Genomic DNA, 16,640 nt, shown 5'->3' with positions numbered 1-16,640 from the left:
TAGCCTTAAATATGTATGTATCGCAGCTTGAAATATCCAATTACAGAAACTTTAAAGACTTTACCGTAAAACTAAAACCAGTTACTCAGATAATTGGTGAAAATAATATTGGCAAATCCAACCTGTTAGACTCTTTGGGCTTAATATTCAGCCAAGAAGTATCATTTTTCAAAAAGCGTATGTTAGATGTTTCAGACTTCAATTACGAGACTATTCTGAAACTTAAAAAAGAAATTTTTGATACTTCTATCGAACCAAAAGATATTTCCTATCCTAAAATCGTAATAAAAGCAACACTTAAAGACTGGGGTTTAAAACAAGAAGCTGTTATTACGGATTGGATGAGTAATTCTGAATTTACAGAAGCTACGCTTACCTATACGTTTGCACCAATATCATCTTTTGATACAATTGAAGAAATAACCAAACAAAGGCAGTTTCTTCAGGACTACCAAAATGAGTTAGGATCTGAGGAATTTAATAAAATACCCGAAAGCGAAATTCTGAATTTGATAAATTTTCCCATTTCAAAGTACCACTATCGTATACACGGTGGAAATCAAAATGAGAGCGTAGCGAATGCCTATCACTTAAACCAACTTAAGTTTGAGCTATTGGATGCACTCAGAGATGCCAAATCAGAACTTTCCGCAAGTAGGAATAATGGATTACTTTTTAGGGTTCTTAATGCAAACGAAGAAACCGATTATCAAGACTTAAAAAAACAGTTAGTAGGTCTTCAGCGAGCAATTGAAGGCAATGTAGCTATTTCAGGAATAAAGACTCGGATTTCAGAGCAACTTGATAAAATTTCATTGAGTTCCGAAACATCCAATAATGTTGTAGACCTTATATTCTCTCTACCAAATGTATCGGACTTATTGAGGAAACTGAGCCTAATTTACAACGATAACCCCATAAAAATCGAACGTAATGGAACTGGGCGAAACAACCTTCTTTTTATTTCGTTAATGCTCTCTTTCATAGAAGATCCCGAGCGAATGCAGTCCACTTTCTTCAGAATTGTCGGACTTGAAGAACCAGAAGCGCATCTTCACGCAAATCTTCAGAATCATTTAGCCTCTAACCTTGAAGGGCTTATAAAAAAAGAGGACGGTACTTACAGAAAGGATATACAGCTCATTCTAACTTCACATTCTAACCATATTACCACCAAAATAGATTTCGAAAATACTGTGGTGCTTCATTATAAAAACGGCATCATACAACCTCATTATATATTGGAAGGTTTTGGAACAACTGCCGAAGAAAAAAGACAAGTAAACTATCTCAAAAAATATCTTGATAGTGAGAATGTCAATTTGTTTTATTCAAGACGATTGGCATTGGTAGAAGGGATCTCTGAAAAACTTCTATTTCCTATATTCTATAAAATCCAAACAGGTGAAACTATTGACCAATCTGCTTGTGCCGTCGTAAACGTGAATGGGCTTGCCTTCAAAAATTTTATACAAATAATCGTAAACGGTTTTCACACAAGGTGCTTAGCTTTAACTGATAGCGATATTGGAACACAAACAGAGCTTAGGGCTCAAGAACTTAAAGACAAATATGATGCTGTAGATGAAGTTGATGTTCAAATTTCTGAGTTATCTACATTTGAAAAAGATTTAATTGACTGCAATAAATCTGGAAGTGGTAAAAACATCTTGTGCAAAGTTATTCGATTGGTGCGACCTAAGGCTGGTAAAAAATATGCAGATGAATTGGGTACAGATGATATTGATATCGAAGGCTATTTTTCTTTGATTGAAGACTACAAAAGTGAATTTGCTTTGCAACTTTTACTATCGTTGGCAGAAAACCATAGCGGTTTTACAATACCAAAATACATTAAAGACGGTATTAAATTTTTAGACCCTTTGATGTAATAGATATGGGAAATGTAAGTAAGCCAAAACTTGTTATCGCTGGTCCTGGGGCTGGAAAAACCCACGGAATGGTAGACGAAATAATTCACGCTCTAAAATCCTTGGAACGTCATCGTTATATGATAGTTGTTACCTATACCAATTCGGCAACAAAAAACATAAAAAAACGGCTCGGCAAGAGAATAGCCATACCACCTAATTTATTTATTGGCACCATACATTCCTTTTTGAATAGATTTATAGTGATTCCGTATTCGAGTTTACATAACGAATATGTCAATGGTGAAAAATTGTTTATTCAATGTGGAACTGATGATGTTTTAAAAAGGATGTTTGATAATAGTGGTGAAACACCAGACTATAAAGCTAAAAATTATATTAAAAGTAGATTAACTACGTCCTTACACAAAAGTGGATACATTACCTATGACCAGACCCTCAATTTAGCTGAAAAAGCCATCACGAACCAGAGAATAAAAGAAATGTTGGCTAACAGAATACAGTATTTGTACGTGGACGAATTTCAAGATACTGGAAATAAAATGTTCTCAATAATGGAGTCTCTTAGAAAGGAAAAGAGGACAATAATATACTGTGTTGGCGACCCAGAACAATATATTCAAAGCTTTGATTCTTCGGTAAGAGATTTCCAAAATATCCCGATTCTTAAAGCTTCAAGAATGAACCAATATGAGACCCTATTAAATAAAACTAATAGACGCTCAGTAAATACGATTGTAACATTCTTGAATAATTTTAGCAAACGTGTTTACGAGAACAATACATTTGAACAACAATGTCATAACGAGATACCTGGTACACCTGTAAAATTTATAAGTGCGACCCAAAATATTACGGCAATGCTTCCAGAATTCTTTGCTCGATGTGAAAACGAAAATATTTCGCATAAAGAGCGAGGTATAATAGCCAAAAAAAATGATGTCGTAAATAAGGCCATCGCCGCTTTGAATGGGAATGTTCTTGCCCCAGATAAATCTGCTAAGATTTCGGCAGTTTCTGAAATTAAAGACACATTATTATCATCCTTGGGAACTAACCAAGCAACATTTTGTCAAGAGCAAGGGCTTACTCCTTTTGACCTAAGAATTATGGCTGTTCAAATAATACGTGCCATTTGCGCAGAAGTTATAACAAATGAAAACTCTTTTGCTGCTTTCGTTAAAGACGAGTTTGGTCTTACTATCAAAAATGACATACCGTTTAAATTGGATAATCTACGTCAAATCATTGTCTCTAACACCGATGCTAAAGCTATAATGGTTTCAAACATTCATAGATTTAAAGGTCTTGAATTAGATGCTATCCTCGCTGTTGCTAAAAATGAAGTAGAACTTAACCTTTGGTTAGAATCAAATACCGAAACCAGAGATGCACATTCAGACCGAGGCACAAGTGATTATCCCAGATTAGGTTATGTAGCTTTCAGTAGAGCGAGAAAAGTATTGTGTATTGCTTGCTTAGAGCCTATATCAGATAATACGAAAGAAAAACTTAAATCTTTGAGGGTTGAAATAGATGCTCCAACGCTTAAGTTTCCCAGCTTGATTTAACGCTGCTAATAGTACCTATTTAATTCCGAAAAATCGACCGCGCCTCCTCATAAGTCCTCTCAAAATTAGCCTCCAAATCAGCCTTCGAAAATTCCCTGGAATTTTCAGGAAGATCTCGCTTAATCTTTTTCAATTTAAACTGAACTTTCTTATCCTTTCCATCGGCATACGTAATAAATTCACCCTGCTTTAACCTAAAAAATACATCTGCTCTATTTTTAGGAATTTCATGTTCACCGGTTATGACTCGTGTATCAAAATTCAGATTGTGGCCGCTGCTTACACTTCTTGTTGGATCCTTAATAATCTCAAAAAAGCGTTCATAGTACTTAGCGGTGTCAGGATCATTTACTTTTCCGAAGAACTGATAGGACAAATTGCTTAATATCGCTTTGCTAGCCTTGTCGCCATACATCATATCGTTCTGGATCTTGTCCTGCATCACGTAAACCGTGGCAATATCATAGCTTCTTAAGGTTGCCGGAATGCGGTGCATATTCAATAAGCGTATAGTAGGTGCTTCTTCCATCAGTAAAAATGCGGGATTGGAATTACGTACGCTCATTTGCTTAGTAATTGTATGGATAATGGCAGCGATCACTGGAGAATAAGAAGATTCAAATTTAGGGTTGTTCACTACAGAAATTACCGCTGGATTATCAGGATTGTTGATGTTCAGAGGTACCTCGTCTGCAGATAAGGCCATAAAAATACTTTTTGTACTAATGCGTTTTAAGGCATTGGCCAGGGTACTTTTCACCCCTGCGGTTTGCCTTTCAGAATCTTTACCGCTAATAAAAGCATCTGCCATTGCCCTGGAAGTTCTATTTGATTCCAAAAAAGCTATCAGGCTCTCCGTGTCCAGAAATTGATAGATGGCGATTAAATGTGGTAAGGTGCAGTATTCGGGATAGGATGTTCTCAATTTCCAGATCATCCCTCCTATCAATCCTTCCGCAGCATCATTGAAAAATTTGGTTGTTCCGCTAGTTCCCGACTCTTTATGTTCCAGCAGATTTTCAATCAGCACCCTGGAAATTTCGTTGACGCTCTCTTCATTTTCCAGATAGCGTGGCGCAATAGGATTTACACGATGGATGATTTTATCAAAGGAAACCACTTTAAAAGGTATATCCGAATTATTGAAAAGTGGATAAGCCATTTCTGTAATCTCAAAATCTTTATAATCGTGGATCACCCCACAAAATTTGTATTTCTGAAAATGCTTTAGGAAACCATAGACCACGCTTTCTGTTTTTCCGCTTCCTGCAGAACCAATAATAGAAACACCCCTTTTGATATTTTCAATTTTGAAACTTTTACCGGTTGTTTTAAAATTCACCTGGTATTTCGAAGCTGCGTTACTCTTTAAATCAGTTTTATGCAGAAAAACATAGAAAACAGTATTTATTAAAATCAACGGACAGCCAAAATAAAGTAAACCTTCCATCATCTGATCTGGATAAAAAAAGTAAACGATAAATCCCGATAGCAATGTAGTATTGAAGAAAAACGCAAATCTGGAAATCTGATAAAGTCCGTAGAAAAGCAAACTACCAAAAGCAGTAATTGATAAGATGTTGATGATACTAAATAACTCCATAATTTTCCGTTTAAATTCCGATAGAACTTGATTTAACGGCTATATCTAAGCCTTTTCGTAAGCGATTAAATACTTTTAATGCCAGTTGCGCCTGACTGGTAGGAATACTTGGCATTATGGGCATTCCAGTTTGCTTTAGGATTCTCATCGCCATTGCTTTTTCACTGGTAGGCAGCTTCATTAAAGCGGAAAAATAACTTTTGGGATTTCGGATAAACTCTTTACGAGCATTATAGGTTTCCACAAAATTTCGCTGATATCCGAAATTCTTGTCAAAGGTCTTTTCAGCCTTACCAAAGAATTTATCCCGATCAAAGCCCCGTTTGACAGTTTTACCATTTAGCTCCACCTTGGAAGCTTTGTATTTACTTCCGGGAGATAGGCTAAACCTATTGGAAGCATCCTTACGGCTCACGATAATATGGACATGACTTTGATTACCTTCCTTGGGCATCCCCTGAACGATACGTTCTCCATTCTGCTGATGGGGTGCTGTCTTTTCAAGCTTCTGGATCTCCCGTTCCATCCTTGCGATATTGCCAGAGATTTCACCGCGCTCTACTTTTTGGATATCGCTTTTTAATTGAAGTATTTTGCTGGCAAAAGGCTGGTTCTCCCTAACCTGTTTATCAGTGCCTTTAAATGTTCGTTGATGCTCGATTTTCGCATAGTATTTTATATCATCAATACTTACAGGTCGGTCATTGATCTCCCGGTTAAAAGAAGCCACATAATCTTTCATAACCTCCCGGGTATATTTTTTCAAGTCTTCGCTGCTGTTTTGCAACCTATTCAATTCGTATTTTGAAGGGCTTAGCGTGATAGAATAAAACCTGGGTTCGGTTTTCTCAAGCTTAGCGGTATTGGCATCAATTTCCCTAACTACTTCCTCTGCTGTAATTTTGTCGTCATATTGATTGAAAAAGTACTCTCCACCATCCTGATCAAGATCCTGATTTTCTTTTTCCAAATAGTCTACAAAATCACCTGATCCCGAGGAGTAATTCCCCCCTAATTTCTGTGCTGTGATGGTGATATACATTTCCGATGATTTATGTTTCTTGCTTGTTACGTTCCTGATATTTAGGCGGATCTTTTTCAGCATTTTTTTTCTCCAGAATCAGATTTTGTTTTTTAGGTGCTGACTCCTCAAATAAGGATTGCATCATGGCCACGGTAGGTTTGGTCTGACTCTTTTCCATATCCTTTAGAATCGCGATCACTCCATTGAACCTTTTTTTGATTAGGTGCTCCAAAGTTTGCATTTTAGGACCCATCGTCTCGGCCGGGGAAATTCCGTTGTCCTCAAAAAATTCAAGCATTAAAAGCAAAGTCATCGACTTCGACTTAGATAATTTTCTGCAATAACTATTGAATTTCTTTGCAACTGAAATCTTAAGGCTTACGCTCTCAAACCGCTCTTTTTCATATCCCTTATCCATTTTTTCCGTGAAAAATTTACTGGTTTTGTTGGGCTGCAAGGGTTTTTCCGTGAAAAATAACTTCCAAATTCCCAAAAACCAAATAATTTTATTTTTAAACCACTGGTTTTCAGTTGTTTAAAATTTAAAGCGAATATGTAACGTGGCTTTGCCCGTTACCCTCTTGCTATTCCTTTTCGTCCCGCCAGGCGGGACAAAAATTTCATACAATTTGGCCAATTAGCCAATTGCATTTTTTGGAATTTAAAATTCCTTATAAGGTTAATTGATGGATATAATGAGCAGCGAAAGTCAAAATAAAAGGCTCACTATACGTAAAAATAAATACTGAAGTTCAGCTTTTTAAAGATACGTTATTTTCCGAAAAATCCAATTGTGTTAAACAAAAACACCTCTGAAAATCAGAGGTGCCTATAATTCTTTTTGGAAAAATTCAGATATTAAAAACGTAGTTGTAACTATACAAATTTCGCATCGCTTCCTCTTCGAGCATCGTTTTAAAATTGAGGCAATGTTCTTTTGCATATCTCCTAATATCATTACCAAATTTTTGCCCTACATCCCTTTTGGAATTTTTCAGAAGTCGGTTCTGTGCTTCTTCGTTTAAGTCTGAATAATTTAGATATATCATAACTTTTTGGTTTAAAGGATTCCACTATCCGCGAAACTAAAATAATCACCATCGGGGGTCAGGATTAAATGGTCCAGGATTTTAATGTCTAAAAGTTCCCCCGCTTTCTTAATTTTTTCAGTCAGTCGTTTATCTGCTTCGCTGGGCTTTAAAGTTCCCGACGGATGATTGTGTGCAATTATCAAATTTACGCTTAATGTCTTTAATACAACGGCAAAAAGGATACGCAGATCTACCAAAGTGCCTGTAATTCCACCGGTAGAAACTTCAAAAATGCCCTTCACTTTATTACCGTTATTAAGTAGCATTACTTTAAAACATTCCTGCAGGCCGATCTGATCTTTATTCCATGCATTATATAATAGTTCCGCAGCGCTAACTGAAGAAGTTATTTTAGGCGCCTGAGAGATTTTAAAATTTCCCTGATATTTTATCGATATTTCATTAACTTTCGTTTTCATTTGAATCTTGTTTAAAGGGTTGAAATTGAAAAAAGAGGGCGTTACCGTGAGCAAGTACCCGCCCTCTTTATTTTTAAATTACTCGGCTGAATTATTGTCGTTCTTTACGCCTAGCAAAAGAATTTCACTGGCTTCCACTTCGGTTACATAGCGCTTAACTCCATCCTTGTCCTCGTAGCTGCGGGATTTTAATTTCCCTGTAACCCCTATCTCTTTACCTTTTCCGGCATATTTTTCGATAATTTCGGCGGTCTTGCCCCAGGCCACAATAGTGTGCCATTCGGTGTTCTGTAATTTCTCGCCTTTCTCATTTTTATAAAACTCATTGGTGGCGAGTGAAAAACGGGCTACTTTTTTTCCGCTTTCAAGGTTCGTGATTTGTGGATCCTGTCCAACATTTCCAATTAACTGTACGTGATTTTTTAAAGTTCTCATGATTAAAAGAATTAAAGATTACTAATTATGCTACCTGAACCTTTCAGATAGTTTGCTTTGATATTTTTTTGAAATGATTTACTTATTATATCTGGAGCGTTTTCCCTTTTTGTTTTTTTTTGGTGTTGCTTCCTTTTGTATGTTTTTATAAGATTTCATAAGATTTATTTTAGATTTACTTCCTATAGTGCCCTCGCTGTTACCTTTTTTTGTTGCTGATACATTTTCAATATTTGGGATTGATAAGGACTTATAAAAAGGAGGCACGACTGGCTTATGCAGTCCGTTCAACTTCTAAATGTTGGTATTTTGCTGTCAAAAAAAGGGAGTGGCGGCGAGGGTGCGGGAGTGAGTTCTAAAGGCTTTTGTGAAATATCATAATATAGGAAGCGGCACCAAATGATTAAATGGAATTCCGATAAAGCGGACTCCATTCACGATTTCGAATAGGGAATGTAGCGTCCCGCACCAAGACAGTGAATCAGGTTAGTGGAATGACAAGTAGAAATCGTGAATGGTGTCCAAGACTTTTTTTAGGAAAGCTCTTTTCCCGAAATGTAGTTTTTACGAAATGCAGGGAAATGTGCTGAACGGGCTATGGAAACGGATTATCCTCTTGAAGTAGGATTTAGAGCGGACTTGACTTCAAAGGTGTAGATGGGAATAGAGTTTGGCCGCTTCCCGACTTTTCTCGGGCATAGGCGGTCAAGCGCAATGAAAACCGGAATCTTTGAAGTTGTGTCCAAGACCTTTTTAATGAAGCGCTTATTCCGAAATGAAGCTTTTTCTACGGAATGTAGGGGAATGGGCTGAATGGAATGGGAAGTCAACTTTCCAACCCAATTCTTTTGCTAAAAATAAAAAATCCAGTTTAAAGTACTGGATAAACCTTTAATGAATCAAGTCATTTCAAAGACATCATTGAACAGTTTTTTGTCCAAGCGTTCCTGCTGTGAAAAGCTTTTCTTCAATGTATTGTGAAGCATTTGGTTAAAAGCATTATAGCCTATCCACAAATTAGGTTCTTCATTAAGTAACAACGCTTCATTATCCAGAATTTCAAGAACTTCACGGGATTTCTTTGAAGGATCATTGTTCTTATCACTACATTCATACCGGAACAATTTCGTTCTGTCCAAGATAGCTTTCACAAATTCTTTGGTGTCGATGATCTTGAATTCCCTCATTCTGTCGAACTTCTTGGTAATGGTGTAAAACTCATTGTCCAAGAACTTATCGAACAGATTGCTCAACCTTGGCATTATCAGGTCGGTATTGTTCTTACTGTGCTTGATGGAAAACTCAATCTCAGCTTGCGAAACGTGCAGGCCATTGGAGCATACTTTCCGATAAAAGCCAAAATGCCCGGCAGTTTTTTCGCTCCCATCATAGGAATTCTTAAACCGTAACATTGGTAATATAAGGTCTTTACCATTTTTAACTGAAAACTGACTTTTGTCTTCGATTATAAAGTCGGTAATGAAAGACCTATCATTTCGGTTAATTTTTCTTTTGTGAAAATTGAGTCCTGCTTGCAATAGCATTTCTTCAGCTTTCTCAAAGAACAATTCATTTGGTACGTGGCCATAACTGTTCGATACCACATTGACAATCTTGTCATTTGAGATAATGACATTTTCTAATCCTTTTCGAGAGTCCATCTGTGTTAGACTTCTCAAAGACTTCATTTCCGAAGAAACAAAGATTTCATCTTGCTGTAAATTTGATAAATACATAATAATGATTTTAGTTAAACAATATTTAAGCTAAAACCAAACGGAAGATAAAATCTCGGCTCAAAAGGAAACGGAATAAATAGCGAGTGCGGGAGCGGCTTTATGCCGTAAGCTTTTGATGGGAGTATTTTACGAGTTTAACTTGCGTGTATATTGTATGATAATAACTCTCCCAATCGAAGAAAAAAGGAATTTATATTATGAAATTTTAGAATTAGGTTAGAAAAACATTTCTATTTATATCAATTGAAATCATTTGATACTAATGGTAATTGCCATTTTCAAATCACCTAATTCTGTACTTATTCTGTACTAATAGAAATAAAAAAAGGCTTCCGATTTCTCGAAAGCCTTGTCTTGCTTAGTAGCGGGAACTGGACTCGAACCAGTGACCTTCGGGTTATGAGCCCGACGAGCTACCTACTGCTCTATCCCGCGATATTGGACGGCAAATATAATATCATTTTTGTGATTACACCAAACTTTTTTGCAAAATTATAAAGAGATCCATTGAATTGCTTCCAATCGGTCTTTAAGGTCGAATGTGCGTACATCTACATCCAGCAAACTATCAGACAGATTCACAGCATTTTGAAACCAGGAACTATCAGTAACAATAGCAATTTTATCGAAATGATCAGAATTGGAATATTTAAAAATTATCCCTTTCCATAAGGCCTTAAAAGTGATATGCCTCCCCTTTTCAAGTTCGATGAAGACATTTATTTTATCGTGGATTTCGAGTTTGCTTTTTACTTCAGCGATTATTTCATCGACGATATCATCGGTAAGATCCCGATCTACGATCAATCCGACCACGTGGCCGGCAAGGTCAAAAGTTGATAACATTTAGTTTTGTGTAGAATATGGCATAAATTTAACCAAATATCTCTATTGAGTCCTAGTCCGAAAATAAAATTTTATTGCTCTATATCTGAAGCCTGAAATTCAACCAGTTCATTTTCTTCAAATGCCACCTGAAATTCTATAGGTCTACAACATACTTCACAGTCTTCAATATAGGTCTGTTTCCTTATGGAGGGATCTAGTAATACTGAGATTTCTTCCCAACAGTATGGACATTGAAAAAAGTGCTCGTACATAACTAAAGTTCTACATTCAACAATTGCCCGGTTAACTGAAGTAGTTGTAATTCTGAAAGCTTAGCGTCGTATTTGGCAAGATTAAGACTTGTTCTAGCATCTAGAAGATTGATCTGCGCCTGCCTGAATTCTATCGAAGTAATTCTACCAAGTTTATACTGCTCTTCAGAACGATTAAAATTATCAAGATTGGTACTTACGTTCTCTTCCTGAACCTTCAGAATATAAAGTTTATTCTCATAAGTGCCTAAAGCATTGGCGATATCACGCTGAATTTCGTTTTCCAGTTGCTTCTTACGTATTTCCTGGTTTTCATACCTTATTTTGGAATTCTGAATCAGCACATTCGTTCTTCCGCCATCAAAAATATCCCAACGCAAGCTAACACCTGCAGCAAGTCCATCTGTGGTGGTCGTAGAACCTGGAAAGAAAGCCGTAGCGGCACTTCTGTTCTTATTCCATCCGTATGAACCTGTTAGATCTATTGTGGGCAGATAACCCGATTTATTGATCTTGATATCATATTCACTTATTTCCAGATCCTGCTCAATTTGCAAAATGGAAACGTTATTTGTTTCAGCTTCATCAATAAAACTTTCGAGTTCAAGTTCAGAAACAAAATTCACGGTGGTATCTACCATAAATTCATTGGCGCTTATCTCGCGATTCAGCAATACATTGAGATCTCTTTTGGTATTTCTAAGCTGCTGTTGTGTTTCCAGTAAGGCCACACTATCATTATTTACATCTACCCTTGCGTTTAAAACCACAAGATTGTTAGACTGACCGTATTCAAATTGATATTGTGCCCTGGTAACTCTATTCTTAGAAATTTCCAATGTTTCTTCCAATACATCAATATTTTCTGAAAGCCTGGCAATTTCATAGTAAACACTCATGATCTGAAGCACAGAATTCTCGATGGTTTCTCTCGCCTGAAGTTGCGAAAGATTATATTGCTCCTTTAAACTCTTATAATTATAAAATCGGCCCAGACCATCAAAAAGCGTGTAGCCTAAATTTATTGACGCATTGTAACGATTGCTTTCGATCCCACGCTGATCTACGATATCTCCGCCATTAGGTTCTGTAAGTCGGTTATTAAGATCATAATTAGCTCCGGCAAGGCCTGTTACTGTTGGGAGATATCCTGAATTCCAGATGCTCTGGTTATTTTCAGCTATCTCAACTTCATTATTGGCCAGTTTAATTCCGAAATTTTCTTCCAATGCTCGTGAAATGACCTCCTGTTTTGTTAATAGACTATCCTGAGCAAAACTTTCAGCATTACTTAAAAAGACAATAGAAAAGAATATTATGAATTGAATTGATTTCATTAAATATTATTTACCCTGAGATTGATGATTATTCTGTCCGTTCGCCTCTGCAAGTTCATCATTACGTTTCTGTTCGTCATGTTTTTCCTTAATGGAGCGCTCTACAGATTCTCTGCTAACCTTTTCGCCAGTCTTTAGCCATTTTGCCCTTATTTTGGTAGAATTGGTAATAGACAATAATAACGGTAGTACAAGTAAAGTTAAGAAGGTAGCTACCAGAATTCCATAAGCAATAGAAATCGCCATTGGTTTAAGGAATTGTGCCTGCCTGCTTTTCTCCAGTAATAGCGGAGCAATCCCGGCAATGGTAGTTAATGAAGTAAGGAAGATCGCTCTAAACCTGGATTTTCCAGCTTCAATTAGCGCTGTTTCGAATTTCATACCTTCCCGAAGATAGTTATTGAATTTACCTATTAACACCAGGCCATCATTTACCATAATACCAATAAGGGCGATTATTCCCAGAAGAGACAGAATATTTACTGGAAAACCATGGATAAAATGTCCCCAGGCCACCCCAATAATACTGAATGGGATCATTAGCATTAACAAGAATGGCTGACTGTAGCTTCTGAAAGTAAACGCGATCACTGCGTATATTAAAAACAGGATCACAGGAAATACCTTCTCTGCAGATTTAGTAAGTTTTTCCGCTTCACGATTCTGACCTTCGTAGGAAACAGAGACACTTGGATATTTAGAAAGAATATCCGGCAGTATGTTTCCGTCTATGTTCGCAATCGCATCAGTGGCGCTCGCATCAGGATCTTCCATATCGGCTTCTACTCTAATTTCTCTCAAACCTTCAAGGTGACTAATAGATTCTGTTCCCCTTCTTATCTGGTAGCTGGCAATTTCACCAAATGGAACTCGATTTCCATCTGGAGTTACGATACGCATATCATCAAGATCGTTGATAGATTCCCTGTTTTCGCGATCATATCTCACCCAGACACGAATCTCGTCCTGTCCTCTCTGGAAACGCTGTGCCTGTAGACCAAAGAAACCTGCGCGTACCTGGCTCATTACCTCTCTTAAATTTAGACCTAGCGCGTAGGCGTTTTCATTAAGATCTATGGTAATTTCCTTGATCCCATCAGGATCTGTATCGGTTACATCTTTAAGAACAGGATTTTCGTTCATAGCCGTTTTCAATTCGACTTTCGCCTTTTCAAGTTCCTCCAGGTTATTGCCTATTAAGGAGACTGAAACTGGTTTCCCTCCAAAGTTTCCTCCAGATCCAAAGGTTAAACGTTCCACTCCATAGACTTCTCCCACTTCATCACGAATCGCATTGGTAATTTCTGGCGAACCAAAATCACGTTCTTCTCCAGGAAGCAGATTCACTCTAAGGGACGCTTTATTATTACCAGGTCCAACACGTCTAACAATATTCTGAACAACCTGCTTATTGTCGGTTTGACGTTCAGTAAAATCTTCATTAATACGCCAGGCTGCATCTTCCACCATTGAGATGATACTATCTGTCTTTTGCGGATTGGTTCCTTCTGGCATTAACAGATCTATACTTACTCTATCACTGGCGATACTTGGGAATAAGGTGACATTTACCACTCCCCCCATAACCGATCCAACGGTAAGAATAAATAAAGTGATTAAAATGGAAATACTTAAAAACCTATTGGCAACAGTAGCACGAATAACCGGTTCATAAAGTTTATCACGCAGATAACCCATAAAACTGTCTCCATATTCGTTAAATTTTCTCAGTTTTAGAAAAACTTTAGAAAGACCTTTCTTTTTCTTCTTTTCAGCTTCGGTTTCTCTAACTAGGGCTTTTGAATGAGCTATATGCGCAGGCAGAATGATGAGAGCTTCCACTAGTGAAACTACTAAGGTCAAGATCACTACGGTAGAAACTTCCCCAAAAAACTCCCCAATTCTACTGTCCAGAAATAAGAAAGTTGAGAACGCTAAAACTGTTGTTATGATAGCGGAAAGAATTGGAGGTAATACTTCCATAGTTCCATCTATCGCGGCCTGCACCGGTCTTTTACCTCTTTCGTAATGTTGATAGATATTTTCTGAAATTACAATACCGTCATCTACCAGGATACCTATTACGATGATCATCCCGAATAACGAAAGTACATTTATTGTAACTCCAAAGCCTCCAGCAAATATGAACATTCCAAGAAATGCGATCGGTAGTCCGAATGCTACCCAAAAGGCAAGTCGTGTATTCAGAAAAAAGGATAGAAATAATAATACCAGTAAAATCCCTACTGCCCCGTTTTCAATAAGCAGCTGAGTTCTTTGATTCAAGGTGATACTACGGTCATCCTCTACGATTATTTGTAGCGTATCATTCTTTTGGTTGAATTGCTCTACGTAATTACGAACTTTTTCAGCTGCAGAAATAAGATCTTCGTTATTGGTAGTAGAAATATTAACGCTTACAGCTACTCTCCCATTGATATAGGAAGCATTCGGCGTTTCAGAAAATCTATCTCTAATCGTAGCAACATCTTCCAGTGTAACAGTCGTCCCATCTGGCTGGGATTTTACCACCAGTTTATTTAGTTCTTTTCCGTAATAAGACCGATTATCGGCACGTATTAGAAAATCCTCTTCCTGTGTTTTAATACTACCACCGGTAGTTAAAATATTTGCCTCAGAAACTGCCTGTGCAACTTCAGTAAAAGTGAGATTAAAAGCTAAAAGATCATTTTCATCTACGGCGATCTCTATTTCCTCATCCGGAAAACCAGACAATTCTATCTGTGAAAGTCCGTCCATAGAGCGCAGGTCATACTCTACCTGGCGAGCGATCTGCTTTAAGGTTGCCAGATCAACACCTTCACCGCTAATAAAGAAGTCAAAGGTTTCCCGAATATTTTCCTGCTTTGCAACCACGAGAGGCTCCATTCCCGTTGGGAAATTAGGCACACGATCTACCGCATTCTTAACTTCAGAAAGCATCACATCTATATCTTCATCAGAATCTATTTCAACCGTGATACTACCTCCATTTTCACGGGAAACAGAAGTAACCCTTTCTACACCCACAAGGCCTTTAAGGTTATCCTCAATTTTAAGGACAATACCCTCTTCGATCTCTTCTGGCGCAGCTCCGGGATAAGTAACATTGATATTAATGATCTCAGACTCGATCAATGGAAAGAAGGAGGATTGCATTCGCAACATTCCCACCACACCAAATATCAGGAATGCGATAATCATAACGTTTACCGCAACGTGGTACTTGATAAAGTAACTTATGATCTTTCTCATTGACTAATGCTTTCGGAATTCTGTGGAGTATTATTCCCGGTTTCTGTATTATCGCTTTCAGCAATATTCACACGCATCCCATTATATGCTCCTGAAACCTGTCTGGAAAGGATCACCGCTCCATCAGGCACTCCTTTTATAACCGCTTTTTTATCTGAAAAATAAACCGGATTAACTTCTATGCTTTGAAGTATCGAATCATTAACCGTGAAGATCTCGTTCCTGTCGTTCACAAGACTTCGGTCTATTTCAATGGCATTTTCTTCCTGTTTCGCATCCAGGTTAGCCTGCATGTACATACCTTCCTTAAGAGTACCATCCTTAACTTCAATAAAAACATTTACAGTTTGTGTCGCCTGATCAATTTTAGCATTGATTCGGCTCACCTTCCCTGTATAGGTTCTTTCTCCTGTATTTGTGGTTAAACTTACATTTTCATCCACCTTTAGAAGGTCTGCATATTGTTTTGCAATGGAAACCTGAAGTTCGTAAACATCAGGGTCTATAAATTCTCCTAGCTTCTGTCCATTTCTGATCAATGTTCCCTCTGTAACCAGGGCTTCAGTTAAAACGCCGTCATATGGTGCAGTAATATGATATTTTACAAGTCGTTGTTCAAGATTTTTAATATTGAAGTAAGCTGTATTAACACCTCTTCCGTTTATGAAATAACGTTCGCGATCGTTCGATGGCTCAGGTAATGGCGAAACTGAACTATTCACATCAAAATTGTTCAGGTATTCCTGCCACTTCGGAAAAATTTCAGGATAATCCATTCTAAGATCTGGCATGATCGCGGTGATCTGGTTATAAAGATCACTTTTTGCAGACTGCACGCTTGCAGCGTATTCTGCAGCATCAATTTTCAGAAGCGTTTGACCTCTCTTATAAGCCTGTCCAGATCTGAAAGAATGAGAACTATATCTAAAAACACCCTGCACTTCAGCATATAATTCCACGCGACGTTTTGCCACAAGGTTTCCATTGGCAGGAATGTTTATTGAAATAGTTGAATTTTGAGCCGTATCTACAAAAACTGTTTTTACGGTCTTTTTAGGAGTTGGTTTAGGCTGCTCTTTGCTATCTATAATTAGCTTAGCGCCGAATATTGCACCAATAATGAGCACCACGCCCAAAATCGTGAGAATGATCTTGCGTTTATCCATAGTGTTAT

Annotated in this window: 14 protein-coding genes and 1 tRNA gene; 2 read left to right on the top strand and 13 right to left on the bottom strand. The window is 37.5% G+C overall.

Annotation, left to right across the window (positions count from 1 at the left end; genetic code table 11):
• Positions 1-11 precede the first annotated feature (11 nt).
• Together RE431_RS13440 and RE431_RS13435 are read left to right on the top strand one after the other, a co-directional pair.
• A complete protein-coding gene (locus tag RE431_RS13440; protein ID WP_309562504.1) occupies positions 12-1,892 on the top strand; it encodes an ATP-dependent nuclease in 1,881 nt (626 codons plus the stop codon).
• A 5-nt stretch (positions 1,893-1,897) separates the two neighbouring features.
• Positions 1,898-3,463, top strand: coding sequence for a UvrD-helicase domain-containing protein (locus tag RE431_RS13435; RefSeq protein ID WP_309562503.1), 1,566 nt, complete (start codon positions 1,898-1,900; stop codon positions 3,461-3,463).
• A 19-nt stretch (positions 3,464-3,482) separates the two neighbouring features.
• On the opposite strand, the gene RE431_RS13430 is transcribed toward RE431_RS13435, so the two are convergent.
• The 13 genes from RE431_RS13430 to RE431_RS13370 all read right to left on the bottom strand — a co-directional run bounded on the left by RE431_RS13430 (position 3,483) and on the right by RE431_RS13370 (position 16,632).
• Positions 3,483-5,066 carry a type IV secretory system conjugative DNA transfer family protein gene (locus RE431_RS13430; protein WP_309562502.1) on the bottom strand — a complete coding sequence of 528 codons (1,584 nt, stop codon included), beginning with the start codon at positions 5,064-5,066 and terminating at the stop codon, positions 3,483-3,485.
• A 10-nt stretch (positions 5,067-5,076) separates the two neighbouring features.
• Positions 5,077-6,108: a MobB family relaxase gene (gene mobB / locus RE431_RS13425; RefSeq protein ID WP_309562501.1), complete on the bottom strand. Its 1,032-nt coding sequence runs from the start codon at positions 6,106-6,108 to the stop codon at positions 5,077-5,079.
• Between the two features lie 10 nt (positions 6,109-6,118).
• A complete protein-coding gene (locus tag RE431_RS13420) occupies positions 6,119-6,508 on the bottom strand; it encodes a BfmA/BtgA family mobilization protein (RefSeq protein WP_309562500.1) in 390 nt (129 codons plus the stop codon).
• 433 nt (positions 6,509-6,941) lie between these two features.
• Complete coding sequence (locus RE431_RS13415) at positions 6,942-7,139, bottom strand: hypothetical protein (protein WP_309562499.1); 198 nt, start codon at positions 7,137-7,139, stop codon at positions 6,942-6,944.
• A gap of 11 nt (positions 7,140-7,150) precedes the next feature.
• Complete coding sequence (locus tag RE431_RS13410) at positions 7,151-7,600, bottom strand: JAB domain-containing protein (protein WP_309562498.1); 450 nt, start codon at positions 7,598-7,600, stop codon at positions 7,151-7,153.
• A 78-nt stretch (positions 7,601-7,678) separates the two neighbouring features.
• A complete protein-coding gene (locus RE431_RS13405) occupies positions 7,679-8,035 on the bottom strand; it encodes a single-stranded DNA-binding protein (RefSeq protein ID WP_309562497.1) in 357 nt (118 codons plus the stop codon).
• Positions 8,036-8,934: 899 nt separating this feature from the next.
• Positions 8,935-9,771, bottom strand: a complete 837-nt coding sequence (locus RE431_RS13400) for a DUF932 domain-containing protein (RefSeq protein ID WP_309562496.1) — start codon at positions 9,769-9,771, stop codon at positions 8,935-8,937.
• A gap of 365 nt (positions 9,772-10,136) precedes the next feature.
• Positions 10,137-10,209: transfer RNA gene (locus RE431_RS13395), tRNA-Met, on the bottom strand.
• A gap of 57 nt (positions 10,210-10,266) precedes the next feature.
• Complete coding sequence (locus tag RE431_RS13390) at positions 10,267-10,620, bottom strand: SpoIIAA family protein (protein ID WP_309562495.1); 354 nt, start codon at positions 10,618-10,620, stop codon at positions 10,267-10,269.
• A gap of 71 nt (positions 10,621-10,691) precedes the next feature.
• A complete protein-coding gene (locus RE431_RS13385) occupies positions 10,692-10,874 on the bottom strand; it encodes a CPXCG motif-containing cysteine-rich protein (RefSeq protein ID WP_309562494.1) in 183 nt (60 codons plus the stop codon).
• A 2-nt stretch (positions 10,875-10,876) separates the two neighbouring features.
• Positions 10,877-12,211 carry a TolC family protein gene (locus RE431_RS13380; RefSeq protein WP_309562493.1) on the bottom strand — a complete coding sequence of 445 codons (1,335 nt, stop codon included), beginning with the start codon at positions 12,209-12,211 and terminating at the stop codon, positions 10,877-10,879.
• 6 nt (positions 12,212-12,217) lie between these two features.
• Complete coding sequence (locus RE431_RS13375) at positions 12,218-15,466, bottom strand: efflux RND transporter permease subunit (protein WP_309562492.1); 3,249 nt, start codon at positions 15,464-15,466, stop codon at positions 12,218-12,220.
• Positions 15,463-16,632 (bottom strand): efflux RND transporter periplasmic adaptor subunit, encoded by a 1,170-nt coding sequence (locus tag RE431_RS13370; protein WP_309562491.1) that lies wholly within the window; start codon positions 16,630-16,632, stop codon positions 15,463-15,465. Before RE431_RS13370 ends, RE431_RS13375 begins: the two co-directional genes overlap by 4 nt.
• Between the last annotated feature and the right edge of the window lie 8 nt (positions 16,633-16,640).

Source organism: Christiangramia sediminicola (assembly GCF_031344135.1).
GTDB lineage: Bacteria > Bacteroidota > Bacteroidia > Flavobacteriales > Flavobacteriaceae > Christiangramia > Christiangramia sediminicola.
Note: the sequence above shows the minus strand (reverse complement) of the source record. Positions and strands in the feature narration are given on the sequence as shown.